General features: G+C 40.5%; 17 protein-coding genes and 1 riboswitch. Of the genes, 14 read left to right on the top strand and 3 right to left on the bottom strand.

Annotation, left to right across the window (positions count from 1 at the left end; translation table 11 throughout):
* Positions 1 to 6 precede the first annotated feature (6 nt).
* Complete coding sequence (gene arcA, locus JK635_RS01225; protein WP_202651617.1) at positions 7 to 1,239, bottom strand: arginine deiminase; 1,233 nt, start codon at positions 1,237 to 1,239, stop codon at positions 7 to 9.
* A gap of 500 nt (positions 1,240 to 1,739) precedes the next feature.
* On the opposite strand from arcA, the gene JK635_RS01220 reads away from it, so the two are divergent.
* Entirely contained in the window at positions 1,740 to 2,303 is a 564-nt protein-coding gene (locus JK635_RS01220) for a DUF2062 domain-containing protein (RefSeq protein ID WP_202651615.1), read from the top strand.
* Positions 2,304 to 2,334: 31 nt separating this feature from the next.
* Here JK635_RS01220 and JK635_RS01215 read toward each other — a convergent pair whose 3' ends face one another.
* On the bottom strand, positions 2,335 to 3,090 hold the full coding sequence (locus JK635_RS01215) for a YoaK family protein (RefSeq protein WP_202651613.1): 756 nt from the start codon (positions 3,088 to 3,090) through the stop codon (positions 2,335 to 2,337).
* A gap of 589 nt (positions 3,091 to 3,679) precedes the next feature.
* Here JK635_RS01215 and JK635_RS01210 point away from each other — a divergent pair.
* The 3 genes from JK635_RS01210 to JK635_RS01200 all read left to right on the top strand — a co-directional run bounded on the left by JK635_RS01210 (position 3,680) and on the right by JK635_RS01200 (position 6,023).
* Positions 3,680 to 4,003, top strand: coding sequence for a BC1872 family protein (locus JK635_RS01210; protein WP_202651611.1), 324 nt, complete (start codon positions 3,680 to 3,682; stop codon positions 4,001 to 4,003).
* A 50-nt stretch (positions 4,004 to 4,053) separates the two neighbouring features.
* Positions 4,054 to 4,160: riboswitch (SAM riboswitch) on the top strand.
* Positions 4,161 to 4,230: 70 nt separating this feature from the next.
* Positions 4,231 to 4,554 carry a hypothetical protein gene (locus tag JK635_RS01205; protein WP_202651609.1) on the top strand — a complete coding sequence of 108 codons (324 nt, stop codon included), beginning with the start codon at positions 4,231 to 4,233 and terminating at the stop codon, positions 4,552 to 4,554.
* A gap of 248 nt (positions 4,555 to 4,802) precedes the next feature.
* Complete coding sequence (locus JK635_RS01200) at positions 4,803 to 6,023, top strand: MFS transporter (protein WP_202651607.1); 1,221 nt, start codon at positions 4,803 to 4,805, stop codon at positions 6,021 to 6,023.
* A 57-nt stretch (positions 6,024 to 6,080) separates the two neighbouring features.
* On the opposite strand, the gene JK635_RS01195 is transcribed toward JK635_RS01200, so the two are convergent.
* The gene (locus JK635_RS01195; protein WP_202651605.1) at positions 6,081 to 7,382 is read right to left on the bottom strand and encodes a helix-turn-helix domain-containing protein; all 1,302 of its coding nucleotides are present in this window, start codon (positions 7,380 to 7,382) and stop codon (positions 6,081 to 6,083) included.
* A 260-nt stretch (positions 7,383 to 7,642) separates the two neighbouring features.
* Here JK635_RS01195 and JK635_RS01190 point away from each other — a divergent pair, with 260 nt between their 5' ends.
* The 10 genes from JK635_RS01190 to JK635_RS01145 all read left to right on the top strand — a co-directional run bounded on the left by JK635_RS01190 (position 7,643) and on the right by JK635_RS01145 (position 17,910).
* Positions 7,643 to 8,116, top strand: a complete 474-nt coding sequence (locus tag JK635_RS01190; protein ID WP_235887805.1) for a flavin reductase family protein — start codon at positions 7,643 to 7,645, stop codon at positions 8,114 to 8,116.
* Positions 8,117 to 8,136: 20 nt separating this feature from the next.
* Entirely contained in the window at positions 8,137 to 9,600 is a 1,464-nt protein-coding gene (locus JK635_RS01185; RefSeq protein ID WP_202651602.1) for a 4-hydroxyphenylacetate 3-hydroxylase family protein, read from the top strand.
* A gap of 27 nt (positions 9,601 to 9,627) precedes the next feature.
* Positions 9,628 to 10,194: an FAD synthetase gene (locus tag JK635_RS01180; RefSeq protein WP_202651600.1), complete on the top strand. Its 567-nt coding sequence runs from the start codon at positions 9,628 to 9,630 to the stop codon at positions 10,192 to 10,194.
* A gap of 143 nt (positions 10,195 to 10,337) precedes the next feature.
* A complete protein-coding gene (locus JK635_RS01175; RefSeq protein ID WP_202651598.1) occupies positions 10,338 to 11,609 on the top strand; it encodes a Zn-dependent hydrolase in 1,272 nt (423 codons plus the stop codon).
* Between the two features lie 236 nt (positions 11,610 to 11,845).
* Positions 11,846 to 13,312 (top strand): 4-hydroxyphenylacetate 3-hydroxylase family protein, encoded by a 1,467-nt coding sequence (locus JK635_RS01170; protein ID WP_202651596.1) that lies wholly within the window; start codon positions 11,846 to 11,848, stop codon positions 13,310 to 13,312.
* A gap of 37 nt (positions 13,313 to 13,349) precedes the next feature.
* Positions 13,350 to 14,519: an ABC transporter substrate-binding protein gene (locus JK635_RS01165; RefSeq protein WP_368857060.1), complete on the top strand. Its 1,170-nt coding sequence runs from the start codon at positions 13,350 to 13,352 to the stop codon at positions 14,517 to 14,519.
* A 10-nt stretch (positions 14,520 to 14,529) separates the two neighbouring features.
* On the top strand, positions 14,530 to 15,396 hold the full coding sequence (locus JK635_RS01160) for a branched-chain amino acid ABC transporter permease (protein WP_202651594.1): 867 nt from the start codon (positions 14,530 to 14,532) through the stop codon (positions 15,394 to 15,396).
* Between the two features lie 13 nt (positions 15,397 to 15,409).
* The gene (locus JK635_RS01155) at positions 15,410 to 16,432 is read left to right on the top strand and encodes a branched-chain amino acid ABC transporter permease (RefSeq protein ID WP_202651593.1); all 1,023 of its coding nucleotides are present in this window, start codon (positions 15,410 to 15,412) and stop codon (positions 16,430 to 16,432) included.
* On the top strand, positions 16,425 to 17,219 hold the full coding sequence (locus tag JK635_RS01150; protein ID WP_202651591.1) for an ABC transporter ATP-binding protein: 795 nt from the start codon (positions 16,425 to 16,427) through the stop codon (positions 17,217 to 17,219). The genes JK635_RS01155 and JK635_RS01150 overlap by 8 nt, the downstream gene beginning before the upstream one ends.
* On the top strand, positions 17,212 to 17,910 hold the full coding sequence (locus JK635_RS01145) for an ABC transporter ATP-binding protein (RefSeq protein WP_202651589.1): 699 nt from the start codon (positions 17,212 to 17,214) through the stop codon (positions 17,908 to 17,910). Before JK635_RS01150 ends, JK635_RS01145 begins: the two co-directional genes overlap by 8 nt.
* Positions 17,911 to 17,925: the final 15 nt, after the last annotated feature.

The following is a 17,925-nucleotide window of genomic DNA, read 5'->3' as shown; positions in this document are numbered from 1 at the left end:
AGCTGATTAAAGATCTTCACGATATAACGGCATGCTCATACAGCGCGGACCGCCGCGACCGCGGGCTAACTCACTGCTTTGAACCTCGATCACTTCGATACCGTACGAACGCAATAATTCATTGGAAACATAGTTACGGTCATAAGTCACCACAACTCCCGGAGAAATCGCAAGTGTGTTACTTCCGTCGTTCCATTGCTCACGTGCGGAAGCGATGTGATCCCCGCCGCCACAAGGAATGAGGGTGACTTCTTTTAAGTTCAGAACCTCTTGTAACGCTTCAACGATATTGGAACGTTGAGAAATGTTTACCTCTTCGGCACTGTCTCCTCTTTCCAAGATAAAAATATTCATTTCGCCGCCAGGGCCTTGAATTCCCGGATGCACGGTGAACTTATCGTGATCGACCATGGTAAAGACGGTATCTAAATGCATGAATGCCCTTGATTTCGGGATTTCAACTGCCATGACTTTTTGGTAATTGCTGTTTCCTCTAAATAAATTGATCGCTATTTTTTCAATCGCCTGGGCAGTTGTTCTGGCACTGATTCCGATAGCCACGGTGTCATGGCTAATGACTAATTCATCGCCGCCTTCGATCGAATAGGCACCGTCACGGTTAAACCAGAGCGGAATATCGTGTTGGGCAAATCGTGGATGATATTTGATAATATACTGCAAGAATAACGATTCGCGTTTTCGCGCTGAGCGATTCATCCGGTTGACCGACACGCCATTTCCAATAACGGCCGCCGGGTCTCTGGTAAAATAAAGGTTTGGTAATGGATAAAGGTAAAATGGGTCGAAATCCTCAAGCATTTCATGGAGGTGTTTCTTCCCTGTACTGGTTAATTCGTTTTTACGAATTCCATGCATTAATGTAGAAATTAACTGATCTTTTGGAAGACTGATTAAGTATTCCTTTACCATTTCATAGGAGCGGGTCTCCACTAAGTTGCTTTCACGCATAAAATCTTCAATAAGATTCATCCTGACATCGTCATTGATCAACGCTTCTGTCGCCAATGTATCTAAATATACGACCTCCACACCTCTGTTGCGAAGCGTTGTTGCAAAATAATCATGCTCTTTTTGAATCGCCGGTAAGAAAGGAATATCATCAAATAATAATACTTCCAAAAATTCCGGTGTTAAGTTTTCCAACTCTTTGCCGGGTCGTTTCAGCAGAACTGTTTTTAGTTCTCCGATTTCCGATGTAACATTTAATGGATATTTCAATACGTTCAACTCCTTGTACATAAAAGAGAATTTCTATGTTAGATCATGTTCAAGATTTTCTTTTCAAAAATATAGTTCCTTTTTACACACCACCACCCCTAAACTGAAAATTAATTTCTTTTGTATTATTAAAAAGTGGTGTGCAGTTTATTCTCATTCACTTTTTCCAAAAAAAGTTATTTGATGTCATTCAAGCGGGTAATTTTAATTTATAGAAGAAAGAATCAGGGAATTCAAAGGGAAATGATACTCCTGGGAGGTATGGTCACTAGTAGCAGATTTGATTAAGTGATCAAAGAAAGGGGTGTAAGAAAATTTCTTTTCGGTTTTACGATTTCACCCATTTTTTTTCAGAAATCAGACTGGTCATAAAACTAGTTTTCAGAAAAAAAATATAATATAATTTGTCTGTAGAACAATCGGATTTTATCGATGATCCTGAATTAGCCTAATTTTAAATTTTCTCAATTTACTTTGTTTTCACCTGGGGGTTGACTTGTATGAACATTAAACAGAAAAAATATCACGTGTTTCAACGTTTCGGACGGGCTTTTAAGTTCAACTTCATTAAACTGCTTCGTTCGCCAGGTGGTGCAAATAAAGTTGCCTTAGGCTTTGCTCTGGGGTTTGGATTAGAAATGTTGGTTATATCATCCGCTTCGCTTATTTATATTATATTTTTCCCACTTGTCCGCTTGTCCAGAGCTTCATTGTCGGCATCCATCATTGGAAATGTGATTGGCAAATTAACATTTCTTCCGGTCATTTTACTGCCTTTCGCCAGAAAACTAGGGAAAGTTATTTTTCCACTGGAACTATCCCCTGGTCATCATACCGCTTTTTCTGTTCAAAAATTGCTGCACGGTGATTTCCATAGTTTAGTCGGATTACTTCACGGTGGCATCCATGCTCTAGTTGGAATGACGATTTTTGGGATTGTCCTCGGTGTGATTTCTTATTTTATCATCCATTATCTTTATGAGAAAGAACTGGCAAACCGGTTAAAGCGCAGACGTCATAAACGAGAGATTAACTTAAATCGGCAAGTGTCAGGAACCTTGTGAAAGAATCACCAGGTTCCTGACACCTTTTTCTTCAACTTTTATTGAGTAGGGTTTTGGGGTTTGTATTTAAGATGAGCATCGTGCACAGTAAAATAGCTGAGGCGAACCAAATGGCTTTTGTCCCAAAGTGAAGGGTAAACAGGCTGCCGATGAAAGCACCACCAAGAAAGGCCAGAATGATAATGCTGAAATCGATGAATTTGAGCATTCCCTGGCGATCATGGAGGATAATAGCCGTATAGGCGGCTTCTGCCGCTGATCGTAAATTACCAGTAACCATCGCCGAATTATAGGGCCATCTCACCAGCGTGCGAAAGGAAGAAATTTGCACCGATGAAACAAAGGCAATCGTTAATGTTACCACGGTATTTGGTACCTCGGCCGGCCAGGTTCCGACAAATAAAAGGACAATACTTTCCAACAACAGCACTGTCCGAGCAGGAAATGGAAACGTTCGGGTGATATTTGGATGTTTTAATCCTTCTGCAACGACCACTCCGATGACAAACGCAAAAATCGGGGGAATATGCTTTAATCCTTGAGCCCAATGTCCTTGTGCGGTTACCACACCTAATAAGACGAGGTTGCCGGTCTGGGATGTAGCAAACACTCCATCCCGACTAACATACGTGTAAGCATCAAGATATCCCCCAATTAAAGCTAATAATACCCCCAAACCAATGGATTCCGCTGTAATTTGCGGAAGCTTCACCTTCCTGATATTTACTGTTCTTCTCACATAGGGTATCGCGATATTTAGTTTAGACTGATCATGAGTCTTTTCCATGGATCTCTCCCTAAACAAACTGTTAGCAAAAATTACAATCTTTATTTTTCCCGGAGTGACCTTATTTTATTAATGAGTTAATAAGGTCTTTTTTTGTGTAGTCCAATATATTTGCAGCCTTTCACTAACTTTTGAGTTCCCACACGGAAGGGGACGTACGGACCAAAATAAGGGAATGCTGGCGGATAACCGAAAAGCAAAGGGACAATATGGTAGATGGTATGACCCAATTGAACACTATGAGGATGAATCGGTTGATTCCACGGTCCAAACATCGGCGGAGGGTAACCTAAGTACATGGGGCCATTTGTTCCGGTAATAATCGTATGCATCCTATCACCAACTACGTTTTTCACATTGTACGTTCTAGTGAACGAAAAGAGCATGTTTTGTTTAGAACCGTTAGATCCGTCAACGAATTACTCTGTTAAAAGCTAGTGATTAGTTAGAACTTTCTAGTTTTAAAAGCCTTTGTTTAAGTTTTAAAAAAATTTTTAATGAAAGGCTGGTAATCAATTTTTCGTTGTTATATAATTGTATTAATTTATAAAACGTGTTATATAACAAATTTTAAGAAGGAGCAGAAAATATGGTTAAAACAGACTCAATTGCGCGAAGAATTATGGGCTGGAAATTAAATCGCTGGGATCGCTGGTACGACTATGAAAAGGGGATTTTCATACAAGATACTGAATTCCAACCGGAGCAAAACCTTAACCATGCGTTGCAAATTGTGGATCGTTTGGAACAGTTGGGTTATACCTATACGGTTAAAGGGACTTCAAGGGTTTGCTTTAATGAAATTTGCGCAACTGGAGAAAACTTAGCCCAAGCGATCACCAATGCTGCCTATACCATCATCGAACATCATTCCATTCCTGACACGACAAGAATGTGGCAGAAATTATGCTAAAATTGTAATAGATATATTGGGATAATTGTAGTACAATAATAATAATTAAATAGTTATCTAGAGTGGCTGAGAGAACTGGCTCAATGACGTCACAGCAACCTGCAGAACGTAAGGTGCTCCCACCAGCAAAGCAATAGACTGCTTTGGATGATAAAACGGCTTTTACCCCCTTTTGGATCCAATGCAGAAGGGGGTTTTATTTTTTAAAACGGAAGGGGAAAGCGAACGTGAATATTAACGGCTATGCAAGGACCTTAAAGGCGCGGGATTTGAATGTCGAAAAATTTCTGTTGTATGTTGCCGAATGTATTGAGCGGCAGCTAAAGGAATGGGATCAACAGTATGAGGTACTGGTCATGAAACTGCAAGACTATCAACTGATTGTAAAATATGGGGAGCGGGATTATAGTGTAAAACTGTCGGAGGAGGAGGCTTTCTTACTGCAGAAAACGAGCCCATACCGTCTCGACCAAGAGATTTGGAAGGGCTTAGAAAAGCAAGGTCTGGAAATTAAAAAGGGTTTTGGCAATTATATTGAGGCGGTTTTATAGCAGAACAATGTGAAAGATCCATTTTTTAAAAGTTTTGTATTGTCATAGTGTTGTCGAAGTGCTAAGATAATAAAGAAAATTTTCCTTTAATTCTGGTCCAGAGAGGCCAAAAAGGGCGAAAGTAATGATCGTATATATGAAACTGTATGTATGAATGCCCTTTTGTTCCATCGGATCAAAGGGCATTTTATTTTTGCCCGAATTCTTTAAATCATAGTCCTGAGAGGCTTGGAAGGAGACTGACAAAAGTGGATTATCAGAAAAAAACTGTTGTAGCATCAGTAGCAGGGTTAACGTTAGAGGGTATGGACATCATGTTTATTTCCTTTGCGATGTCGATGATCATTGCGGAATTTCATTTGGACATGGCAACGGGCGGTCTAATTTCTTCAATTACGAACTTAGGGATGCTGTTTGGAGGAATTATCTTCGGAATCTTAGCTGATAAATTTGGCAGGGTAAAGGTGTTCACGTATACCGTTTTATTATTTGCCATCGGTACAGCGTTAACCGGATTAGCAACAAATGTAGAGCAAGTTTATATTTTTCGGTTTATTGCCGGCTTGGGAGCGGGCGGCGAATATGGAATCGGGATGACATTGGTTGCCGAAGCATGGCCAAAGAATAAGCAGGGACGGGCCTCTTCTTATGTAAGTATCGGTGCCCAATTCGGGGTGATTCTCGCGGCTCTTTTAAGTGCCATCCTTTTACCGCTATGGGGCTGGAGAGGATTATTCTTCGTCGGAATCGTTCCGGTTATATTCGCCTTCTTTGTCCGGAAAAATTTAAATGAATCACCTGAATGGCTGGCAACTCAAAGAGAAAAACAGCATGTGAAAAAGCAAGGTAGTGTCAAGGAGTTATTTTCCAGCCCAAGAATAGCCTTTACGACCGTCGCCTTAGCGGTGATGGCCACGGTGCAAATTGCCGGCTATAACGGCTTAATGATCTGGCTGCCGTCGATCCTCCAGAAATCACAAGGACTTTCGGTTTCAGGTTCGGCCCTTTGGACGATTAGTACGGCTGTTGGGATGATTGCCGGGATGTTAACATTCGGACAAATTATCGACCGACTGGGAATGAAGAAAGCATTCGGTATCTTCCTTTTTGCTTCAGCCGGGGCGGTATACTTGTACTCCTTTACGACTGGAGCAGCCGGGGTGTTAATTGGCGGAGCGGTCGTCGGATTTTTCTCGAACGGAATGTTTGCCGGCTACGGTGCTTTAATCAGTCATTATTATCCAGTCGAAGTTCGCAGCACCGCGACCAACAGTATTTTCAACTTTGGCCGGGCATTGGGTGGACTATCACCAATTCTGGTAGGATTCATCTTACAACATGCTAACGTTACCGTCGCCATGACCTACCTCGCTATCCTATACTGCATCTCCTTTATCACCATGCTAAGTCTGGGAAAAGGGGAAGTCGAGGAGAAGAATCCTATTAAAACATTAACAGAAGCGATATAAAAGAATCGGTACCAGGCACCATGTGATTTTTCACTTGGTGCCTTCCTCTTTTTATATTTAAAAATGATTAACTCGATATATTTTCCTTGGCCTTCCTTTAGAGGTAGGGGCTTCTTCACCAATGATATCGGCAATGCCATTCTCGACTAACCCTGTTAAAATTCGGCGGGCATTTCTAGGTGTCATTTTAAGCCAATCCGAAATTTGATTAGCAGTGATAGAACCGTTACCCATTCTTTGTTGAACCGATAAAATTTTGTTAAATGTTGTAATAGTTATTCCGCAATGTTTCAGTTTTTCGCTAATTTCCTTATTCTCTGTCCGGTATTGGTAAGTGATTGACTCCTGTTCTTTTAATGGTCCTTCAATCGTTCCGGTGTTATCCACAAGGAAAGCGCTAAACGAATCATAGTTTTGAGCATGATTTAAGGCAAGCCGTGCATTTTCTTCAGCCGCAAGCGCGGTATCACCATAGCCAATTCCAATATTTGCTGAAAAATCGGAAATTAGTGCCAATTCTTCTAACAAAAAACTAATTGGTTGCTTACCTTTTTGTAAAGATCCCCTTGTTGAAAAAATTAAAAATATTCCAGTTCCAATCGAGACAAAGGAACCAGAGATAGTCTCTGCAAAATGTAGAACTGCAGCTTGAATCTTCAAATTTAGACGATGCAAATCATAAGACACCATATTATGGTTATCTTTCTTTTCCATCCCTTGCACTTTTACAAGAATTGCTGCAATCTGTGATTGTTTAAAGTGTATTGTTTCCCATTGTTGAATTGCTGTTGATAATGTTTCTCGGATATTGCTTCTCGTTGGTGTAACCCGATATGTGGGAATATTCTGGGAACATAGCTGTTCAAAGATGGAGCGCAAACAAGTGATGCAAAGTTCTACTTTACCTTCCCGATAAAGTTGTTGATGAAAGGATAAAAGATTTTCAATTGGAGTTTCATTTGTATACTCATGAACGTGGACATGGTTACTAGCAATCCGAAGATCTCGGTAAGTTTCATAAACGTCCCGCTCTGAAAGCATGTCAATGCTAACAGATTCAAGCTGCTTTTTATCATTGTAGCCAATCTCTACTAAAGTCTTTGTTAAACTGGCACCGTCCAATTGCAGGAGAAAAAACGGTTGGTTAATGCCACTTTTTTGAATCTCAATAAACAGGGCGGGTCCTGCAAGAATCCAAAAGTCAACTAGTTGCTGATTTTGTTGAAAAATACTCGCTGCTTGATCTGTATTTTGATAAATAAATGGAACCGGTTGGAGGCGGTCTCGATATTCAACTGCTATTTCAGAAATAAGTTGGACGGTATCTTCTGGTCCAATAATTCCTGCTCTTGGTTTCAAATTTCTCTCCCCCAATTATAGTTTGTTATTTAATTATAACAATAACGATATGAATAAGGAATTAATTTCCTCTCCACTTTTTCAGATAGAAAAAAGAATATTTTCGTGGATATTTTAATGAATTTTTTGAAAATTCTGTTGACACATTTGGGATATATCTGTATATTTTTATTAAAGGAATATATAAAGAATTTTTCCATAATTGAAAGGAGAGGCATTTATCAATGAGTGGAATAAACAAGAACCAGGGGGTTACAACTTTGATTGATGAAACTCAATTCAAGCATGTAATTGGACACTTCACGACTGGTGTATCCGTAATCACTGTAAGGAATAACGGAATTGATTTTGGGATTACTGCTAGTGCTGTTAGTTCTGTTTCTGTTGAACCGCCAATGTTGCTTGTTTGTGTCAATAAAAATACGGGAACATGTCATGCCATTGCAAATGCCAAAACATTTACCGTAAACATCATGAAGGAAACACAAACAGAGTTAGCCCTGAGGTTTGCAAGGGCAAATACAGACAAATTTAGTGAAATTGATTTTACTTGCGGTCATTTAGGGAATCCAGTTTTGGAAGATACATTGGCAACTCTTGAATGTCGAGTGGTAGAAGAAGTGAATGGTGGTACCCATACCGTTTTTTTAGCGGAGGTTCAAACCGCAGAGGCAGCTGATGGAGAACCATTAGTCTACTATCGGGGAAAATTTGGTCAGTTTAACGAGTTTTAATATTTTAGGAGGAATGTGTAATGGGTTTAATGACAGGAAAGCAATACCGTGAATCATTAAATGATGGAAGAGAAGTGTATATTGATGGGGAAAAGGTAAAAAATGTCGCAGACCATCCAGCGTTTAAACCAATTGTTGATGTAAAAGCGAGAATGTATGATATGGCATTTGAAAAGGAGTTAGCTGACAAACTAACTACCACACTGCCGGATGGCGAAGTTGTATCCAGAGCATATAAAGCTCCGGAAAGTAAAGAGGATTTGGCAGCAATACGAAAGCATGTAGAAACAGTATTGGATGACCTCGGAGGGATCGTATACCGAGTAGGGGACGAAACGATCGGTGAAATGTGGTCACTATATGATGCTCAAGATCGATTGAATCAAATTGACCCTACTTATGCTGAAAATATTCGTTATCACGTTGATCGAGTGGCAAGAGAAGATCTCTTTCACGTTTCAGCCAACACCGATCCAAAAGGCGATCGAAGCAAATTATTCAGTGGCAAAGATGGAGGAACCTTGCTTCATGTTGTAGAGGAGAATGATAAAGGAATCGTCGTCAAAGGAGCGAAATTCGAAACAGCTGCTGCCTATGCTCATCAGGCTTTTGTCAAGCCAACCATTTTGGATTGGAATGCTGGGTCAGAAAAAATGGCACCATTTGCCTGTGGTTTTATTTGTGATATGGGCTCACCGGGATTAAAGCACATTTGTCGATCCCCGCTTGGGTTAGGCCAAAACCCGGAGGATTATCCGGTTTCCACGAAATTTGATGAAATTGACACCCTACTTATTTTTGACAACGTTTTAATACCTTGGGAAAATGTTTTATTTCATCGCTCCTTAGAATCAGCCGCGTATATTCGCTCTACTGTTCATCGTTATTCTGCTTATAATTACACCCTAAGAATGCTGCGCAGAGCTGATTATTTAATTGGGATCGCATTATTAAATGTTGAACAAACAGGTTTAAATCAGCTTCAAGCCGTAAAAGAGAAAATTTCCCAGCTCATTAACTACCGTGAAGGGATTAATGCCCATTTAACGGCTGCTGTAACGGAAGCAGAAAGAAGTCCCGGCGGGTTAATGATGCCGAATCAATCCCTTCTTTACACAGGTCGCATGTTTGCCTTGAGAAATTTCCCGGCAATGGCGCATCTAACTAGAGAGCTTGTTGGCGGACAACTGGCGGTTACTCCGGATACTGCGACAATGGCCGATCCGGAAATTAAGCAATATTTTGATCAATATTATGCGGTTGGGGAGTGGACACCTGAGGATCGCGGAAAATTACTTTATTTTGCTAGGGATCTGTTAAATTCTTCTTTTGCAGGCCACTTAACCACCTTTGAATTATTTGCTCAAAGTCCACCTTTTGCCCAGTATGCCGCTGTATTTAATAACTTCGATATGGAACCACAGCGTGAATTAGTGCGCCGCGCTGCTGGACTTAAAAAGAAAGAACCGGTTGTCAGCATCTAAATTGTCCAACGAAAGGAGTTTTTTCTATTGGAAATTCATACACCAGGCAGGTTAAGACTCCCTGCATCGACACTCACAATCGGCGCCCTTGACGGTGTCCACCGGGGGCATCAAGCATTATTGTTAAAAACAAAAGAACGGGCGGCAGAGCTGGGAGTTCCCTTCGTGGTGTATACCTTTGATCCGCCCCCAAAGGTGTTTTTTCAAAAAGGTACTCTGATTACGACACTGGAGGAAAAGCTTAACCGGCTTGAGATGCTTGGCGTAGATCATGTGATTGTTGGGAAATTTAATGAAGCATTTATGCAAAAGACGGTGTCAGACTTTATTGATGAGTTAAAGTTTTTGGACCCGGTTGAAATATGGGAGGGTCCAAATTTCCAATTTGGTAAAGATCGGAAAGGAACGATAGAGGATTTAAAAGGCCACTTTAAGGTTGGAGTTTTAAAGCCATTGAAATGTGAACATGGTGAGTTAATCTCTTCAACCCGTATTCGAATGCTACTACAGCAGGGAAATTATTCATTAGCAAAAAACTTATTGGGAGATATTCGATATATTTCTTTCCTAGAAGGAAAAAATTACGCTGTTTAAAAAAATGTAGCAAAAGGAAGGCAGCAATTAGAACTTCTAATTGTTGCTTCCTGTTTTTTGCAAGTAAAAGTTCCCGATTGGAATTTCGCAAGGCTGGAAATGTATATCTGCAAGAAATAAACCAGAAAGTGAGGGATGGCAGTTTGAAAATAAATTTACATCGTTTATTAGTAGATATAGAGAAGTATGCAGAGTTCGGAAAAAATGAATGTGGGGGAATCACCAGGCCGAGTTTTTCATCAGCTGATCATCAAGTCCGCGAAATGTTTATCAAAGAGTTAGAAGAAATGGGGCTCACTGTAACGATAGACGGTGCAGCCAATATTTGGGCAAAACTGAAAGGTAACGGGAAAAAGAACGGTAGTCTTGTCATTGGCTCTCATCTTGATTCAGTACCAAATGGAGGGAAATATGACGGTTCTCTTGGAGTCCTCATGGCAAAAGAAATTGTAAAAACAATTATTGAAAATAAAGTTAATCTTGATCACGATCTTGAAATTGTCTCTTTTACTGCGGAAGAATCCAATGATTTTAATTTATCCACCTTTGGCAGCCGCTCATTCGTCGGAAAACTTACAGCGGATCAATTAAAAGAATCTCGGGATTCAACAGGAGCTCTTTTGAATGGTGAATTAAAAAAGGTCGGCGGTGGACTGAACCAATTTCCAGCAATGAAGGACATGCAAGCTGAAAAAAAAGCATTTATTGAACTGCATATTGAACAAGGGAAAAGGCTGGAAAGTGCCGATATTTCGATGGCCGTTATTCATAGCGTCGTCGGGACATATCGCAGTTTTATAAAAGTGATTGGCGAACCAAATCATTCCGGTACGACGATGATGGTGAATCGAATAGATGCCCTTACTGCCGCCGCAGAAATGATTCTTGAGGTTGAAAGATATTGCAGGGAGAAAGGGAATGTGGTTGGAACAGTCGGAAAAATAGCGGTAACACCGAATGCAGCCAATATCATTCCGGGAGAGGTCGAATTTGTTTTGGAAATCAGGGCCGAGAAAGAGGAGACGATTGAATTGGCCGTTAACTCCATCCAAGAGGTGTGGGCAGAGATAGCGAAAAAACGAGGCGTCCAACTTCATAAGGAGGTAATTCTTGATCAAAAACCAGTAGTTTTGGACCAAGAATTGGCAGCTATTCTCGAAAATACGGCCAGGCAAATGAATGAACCGTATTTGACTTTGCCTAGTATGGCCGTTCATGACGCCGCTCATATGGCCAGTATCACTAGATCAGTGATGGTTTTTGTTAAAAGTATAGCTGGAAAAAGCCATTGTCCGGAGGAATATAGTGAACCTGCTGACATCGAAAAAGCAGGAAATTTAATCTTACATGGAATCTTCAACTTGGACCGGGCTCTACCCGAAACAAAGGACCAACTCCAAGTAAATAATAAGTAGAATTGCGATTGATTAGTTGAAGGCTGTCCTTAAACGGAGACAGTCTTTTTTGATAATTTCCGGTAGATTTTAGAAAAAAAGAATAAAAAAGTTTAGTTCATAAAATATAGAATTTTTTGAAAATTTAATTGACATTATTACTACAATGATGTTATTTTTTAATTAAAAGAATAAATAAAGACAAAATCCGAAAATAGCAAGATATTATCATTTAGTGTTCAGAGGGAGGTAAATTTATGACTTTAATGACAGGTGAGCAATACCGCGAGTCATTAAATGATGGTAGGGAAGTCTATATTGATGGGGAAAAGGTGAAAAATGTCGCCGAGCACCCATCATTTAAGCCCATTATCGATGTAAAAGCAAGAATGTACGACATGGCTTTTGAAGAAAAATTTAAGCCCGTACTAACGACCACTCTGGTGGATGGTGAGGTGGTTTCCAGAGCATACAAAGCACCAGAAACAAATGACGATCTGGCCGCCATTCGAAAACACGTTGAAACCGTTTTGGATGATCTTGGCGGTGTCGTTTACCGGGTCGGAGACGAAACCATTGGCGAAATGTGGTCTTTATATGATGCTCAAGATAAATTAAACGAAATCGACCCCACCTACGCCAAAAATATTCGCTACCATATTGATCGTGTCGCCAGAGAAGATCTTTTCCATGTTTCCGCAAATACAGATCCAAAAGGGGACAGAAGTAAATTATTCAGCGGGAAAGATGGGGGGACCTTACTTCACGTTGTTGAAGAAAATGATCAAGGCATCGTGGTCAAGGGGGCGAAATTTGAAACAGCAGCTGCCTATGCCCACCAGGCCTTTGTCAAACCAACGATCCTTGACTGGAATGCAGGATCAGAAAAAATGGCTCCATTCGCCTGTGGTTTCATTTGTGACATGGGTTCCCCTGGTTTAAAGCATATTTGCCGTACCTCACTCGGAGCAGATCGTAATTCTACCGATTATCCAATTGCTACAAAATTTGAGGAAATTGACACCCTTCTTATTTTTGATAATGTTTTAATTCCATGGGAAAATGTACTATTTCATCGTTCTTTAGAATCAGCCGCTTACATCCGTTCTACACTTCATCGTTATTCTGCTTTTAATTACACCCTTAGAATGCTTCGCAGAGCCGATTACTTAATCGGAACCGCTCTATTAAATGTTGAACAAACTGGTCTAAATCAACTCCAAGCAGTAAAAGAGAAAGTTTCTCAGCTCATCAATTACCGCGAAGGAATAAACGCTCATTTAACGGCAGCCGTTGCAGAAGCGGAAAGAAGTCCCGGTGGATTAATGATGCCGAATCAATCACTTTTATATACGGGACGCGTATTTGCCCTTGCTAATTTCCCAGCAATGGCTCATTTAACAAGAGAGCTTGTGGGCGGTCAACTGGCAGTAACTCCTGATTCTACTACAATGGCTGATCCGAAAATCAAACAATATTTCGATCAGTATTATTCTGTAGGAGAGTGGACACCTGAGGATCGCGGGAAATTACTTTATTTTGCAAGAGATTTATTGAATTCCTCCTACGCCGGGCACCGGACAACGTTTGAATTATTTGCTCAAAGTCCGCCATTCGCTCAACAAATGGCCGTTTATAACAATTTCGACATGGCCCCACAACGTGAATTAGTGCGCCGTGCAGCAGGGCTCAAGCATAAACACTCATCTATTAAAAGTTTGTAACTTACAAAAAAAGAGTTTGGATCAAGGAGGGTTAAAGGTGAGATTGTCTAAAAAACTACCAATAAAAAAAATATCTCTGTTTATCATTTTGGCTGTTCTTTTAGTCGGGTGTTCGGCTACTAAATCAACATCAGGAGGTGGAAGTTCCTCGTCAAAAGAAGGTAGAACGATCAATATAGGGCTACAAGCACCAATGACGGGGGACAATGCCCAATATGGACAGGATATGAGAAATGGCGTAGAGCTTGCGATTAAAAAGATTAATAGTGAAGGCGGAATCAATGGAAAACAACTAAAACTGATGGTTGGAGACGATAAAGCAACACCATCAGAAGCGGTAGCTGTTGTCAACAAAATGATTATGAATGATGGCGTAAAAGGCATAATTGGAGGATATAATTCCTCCCCTACACTGGCGGCTCAAGATGTTTCGGGACCGGCTAAGGTACTTCATTTAAACATGGGGGCAAGCCCGGATTTGTCCAAGACGGGTAATAAATATCTTTTCCGGGTCATTTTAACGGGTTCTGTTTATGTTCCAGCGGTTTTGAAATATATGGCCGAGGAGAAAAAAGTAAAGAAAATCGCTGCTCTCTTTGAAAATACTGACTATGGAATCACTATGTATGATGCCGCAAAAGAATCAGCAAAAGATCTCGGGGTGGAATTTGTTACAACCGAAAAATATAACCCCGGTGATAAAAACTTTTCCGCACAATTATCAAAGATTAAAACTCTTAATCCAGATGCCATAATGGTAGTTGGCTTATACAATGAGGTGGCCTTAATTGAACAACAAGCAAAACAGGCCGGATTAAAGGTTCAATTCTTCTCACCGGATGATTCAATGTATTCGCAGCAATTAATCACATTGGGCGGGGATGCTGTTGAAAATCATATTTTTGCCTCGATGATTGACTTAAACGCGGGTACGGAAGAAATGAAGGAATTTAAAAAAATAGCGGAAGAAAATAAAATTCCAGCACAAGCAAATACCGCTATTGCTTATGATGCCGCAATGGTTCTTGCTAAGGCATTGGAAGAAGGGAAGGGCGACCCTGAAAAATCTCGCGAATCATTAGCAAATATTGATTATAAAGGAATTACAGGACCGATTAGATTTGATGAAAATGGTGACCGTTCCAATTCTCCGATGATTATGCAAGTACAAAAAGGTGCCTTTGTCGTAATAAAAGAATCGGAATAGGGTGGTAAAGATGTTTTTCGATCAATTAATTAATGGAATTGTCCTTGGCAGTATTTATGCCTTAATGGCAATTGGTTATACAATGGTTTGGAATGTGCTTCGTTTTATTAACTTTGCACATGGTGAGGTATATATGGGAGGGGCATTCGTGTCCCTTTATCTTTTATTATTGGATACCCCAATATGGTTAGCATACCTTGGCGGCGTTCTGGCGGGTGCTCTCTTGGGATATTTGATGGAAAAAGCAGTGTATATGAGGATGCGAAATGCCCCAAAATTAAATTTATTGATTGCCGCCATTGGGATATCTATCTTTCTACAAAATCTAGCTCAATATATTTGGGGGGCAACCCCGGAGAGATTAACATCGCCATTTCTCTATAAAAATATCCAAATAGGCGATATGATGATCAATCAACACTATATTTTTATCATCATCTTAACGATACTTGTCATGATGGTTTTAGAGCTATTCATGAATAGGACAATTATGGGGAAAGCAGTTCAAGCCGCATCACAAAATATCAGTGCAACGCAATTAATGGGGATCAATGCCAATAAGGTGATTTCTGTAACCTTTGCCATTGGCTCTGCAGTTGGGGCACTTGCCGGGATTCTAGTAGGTCCGGTATTTCTGGTTTATCCTACCATGGGAATATTTGCTGGACTAAAGGGATTCACAGCCTCGGTTATGGGGGGCATGGGAAATATACCAGGTGCCATGGTTGCTGGACTGCTGCTGGGAATAATTGAAAGTTTTGCGGCTGGCTTTATTTCCTCCGGCTATCGTGATGCAGTGGCAATGGTTATCCTGTTATTTATCTTGTTAGTCCGTCCTCAGGGTATTTTTGGAAAAATTATTCAACAAAAAGTTTGAAGGAGGAAGAGGGATGGAACAAACGAAAAAATCATATTTTCAAAAAATCATACTTATTATCGTTGGAATCGCCTTATTTCTCCTACCGTTTGCAATTACAAATCCATACATTATGTACATTATTAATCTTATATTAATTTACGCCCTCCTTGCTTTAGGACTGGATTTAATTGTTGGCTATACCGGTCAAGTGTCAGTCGGTCATGGGGCATTTTTTGGAATTGGTGCCTATACAGCAGCGATCGTTGCCAAAAAAGTAGGCTTATCATTTTGGTTAACACTTCCATTTTCGATTGTCATCACGGCCGCTATTGGATTTATCATTGGGTTTATTGGGTTAAAGTTAATCGAGGAATATCTTGTTATGGCTACCCTTGCTTTTGGGACAATCATTTGGCTTGTTTTTCTCAACTGGACAGATTTAACGGGCGGCCCGATGGGGATAGCAGGAATTCCAGCACCGCCAACCATTAAGCTGGGGGGATTTGAATTCCCGTTTCTTCAATATCATGATTATTATCCTCTGCTATTGATTTTTGTGTATCTCGGAATTTTGATTACTAGGCTTTTGATTAGGTCAGGTTTTGGTCGCGCCTGTACCGCGATTCGTGATGATGAATTAGCTGCCCAAGCAATGGGAATCCCCGTATTTAAGACGAAAGTGACGATGTTTACGATTTCTGCTACGTTTTGTGGTGCAGCGGGGGCATTATATGCTCATTTTCTGCATGTTGTCAGTCCCGAAACCTTTACTTTTAGTATGTCTGTCACGATTTTAACGATGGTGATGATCGGCGGACAAGGCTCCATCGCAGGTGCCATTATTGGAGCATCCATTCTGACGATTTCCTCGGAAGCATTACGGGAAACACCAGAACTAAGAATGTTAATCTACGGATTTTTGATAGTCATCATGATCATGTTTTTCCCTAAAGGAATCATGGGATTAATCCAAATAATAAAGAGACGTTTCCTTCAAAAAAATATACTGATTGAGAAATCATCAGTCGAGAAAGAGGGGCTAGGCTATGAGTAGTGAAAAGGGATACGATACAGCCATTTTAACTGTCGAGCGTCTTTCTAAGGCTTTCGGGGGTGTAAAGGCCGTGAATGATTTATCATTTTCCGTTACCCAGAATGCGATACATGCCATAATTGGCCCAAATGGTGCAGGGAAAAGTACATTGTTCAACCTGATTACGGGCGTAATAGCTCCCAACGAAGGGAAAATAAAATTATTTAATCATGACATCACTTCTTTACGACCGGATAAAATTGCTCAGTATGGTGTTTCTAGGACGTTCCAAAATATTCGTCTATTTCCAGATATGACAGTGTTTGAAACCGTTTTAATTGGAACCTACTTATTAACAGGCGGAAAACTTCTGCCAGCATTATTTCGTTCCAATGAATTTCGGAAGAGGGAACGTCAGGCAAAGGACCGAATTAAAGAAATTTTGCAGTTTGTCGGGTTGTGGGATATGCGAAATGAATATGCCGCAAAATTATCCTATGGGAATCAAAGAAGGGTGGAAATAGCTCGAGCTTTAGCAACAAATCCACGTTTATTACTGCTTGATGAGCCTACAGCAGGGATGAATCAGAAAGAAACGAAGGAGTTGATGCAGTTATTTTCACAGGTGAATCAACAGGGGATTACCATTTTAATTATCGCTCATGATATGCACTTAGTGAATACATTGTCGAACCAAATCACAGTTATCAATTTTGGCGAAAAATTGGTTGAAGGGCCTCCAGAAGTGATTCAAAACCATCCAGCAGTAGTTGAAGCATATATGGGGAGGGCTGAAGCCAATGCTTAGAGTACAAAATATAAGTACATATTATGGGCAAATATGTGCTTTAGACAATGTTAGTTTAAAGATAGAGGAGAATGAAGCCGTTTCGGTAATAGGTGCGAATGGCGCGGGAAAAAGTACGCTATTGAAAACGATCATTGGGGAACTGCGGCCCAAAAGTGGAGACATTCTACTAAATGGGCAGTCGATCATTCATGAAAAAACTTTTAAGCTTGTGAGTCGTGGTATGACACTTGTTCCTGAAGGCAGGCATGTATTTCCATTACTTTCTGTTTGGGATAATCTAATCTTAGGCGGCTATACGTTACCTGCAAAAGAGCGGCAACAAAGAGCTGAAGAAGTTACCGAGCCTTTTCCTATTCTTAGGGATCGAAAAAATCAATTAGCGGGATTACTTTCGGGTGGGGAACAGCAAATGCTGGCTATTGCCCGTGCGATGATGACGGCCCCAAAACTATTATTGCTTGATGAACCGTCCATGGGTTTATCGCCGAAACTTGTTCTAGAAGTCTATGATAAAATTACCGAGTTGCATATGCAGGGGACGACAATTTTGTTAGTAGATCAAAATGCGGAGATGGCTATTGATTTTTGCAGCAGGGGATATGTATTAATGGCAGGCCGATTAGCTGGTGCAGGAACGAAAGAAGAGCTGAAGCAAAGCGAGATTGTACAACGATCTTATTTAGGCTAATCTAAGGTAAAAAAA

Origin of the sequence: Neobacillus paridis, from assembly GCF_016765675.1 — a bacterium.
Lineage (GTDB): Bacteria > Bacillota > Bacilli > Bacillales > Cytobacillaceae > Neobacillus > Neobacillus paridis.
This window is presented reverse-complemented; position numbering and strand designations above follow the sequence as displayed.

Excerpts from the sequence above, each read along its gene's own strand:
- JK635_RS01170 (WP_202651596.1), top strand. The coding sequence starts at position 11,846 with ATGACTTTAATGACAGGTGAGCAATACCGCGAGTCATTAAATGATGGT.
- JK635_RS01220 (WP_202651615.1), top strand. The coding sequence starts at position 1,740 with ATGAACATTAAACAGAAAAAATATCACGTGTTTCAACGTTTCGGACGG.
- JK635_RS01145 (WP_202651589.1), top strand. The coding sequence starts at position 17,212 with ATGCTTAGAGTACAAAATATAAGTACATATTATGGGCAAATATGTGCT.
- JK635_RS01160 (WP_202651594.1), top strand. The coding sequence starts at position 14,530 with ATGTTTTTCGATCAATTAATTAATGGAATTGTCCTTGGCAGTATTTAT.
- JK635_RS01185 (WP_202651602.1), top strand. The coding sequence starts at position 8,137 with ATGGGTTTAATGACAGGAAAGCAATACCGTGAATCATTAAATGATGGA.
- JK635_RS01155 (WP_202651593.1), top strand. The coding sequence starts at position 15,410 with ATGGAACAAACGAAAAAATCATATTTTCAAAAAATCATACTTATTATC.
- JK635_RS01150 (WP_202651591.1), top strand. The coding sequence starts at position 16,425 with ATGAGTAGTGAAAAGGGATACGATACAGCCATTTTAACTGTCGAGCGT.
- JK635_RS01210 (WP_202651611.1), top strand. The coding sequence starts at position 3,680 with ATGGTTAAAACAGACTCAATTGCGCGAAGAATTATGGGCTGGAAATTA.
- JK635_RS01215 (WP_202651613.1), bottom strand. The coding sequence starts at position 3,090 with ATGGAAAAGACTCATGATCAGTCTAAACTAAATATCGCGATACCCTAT.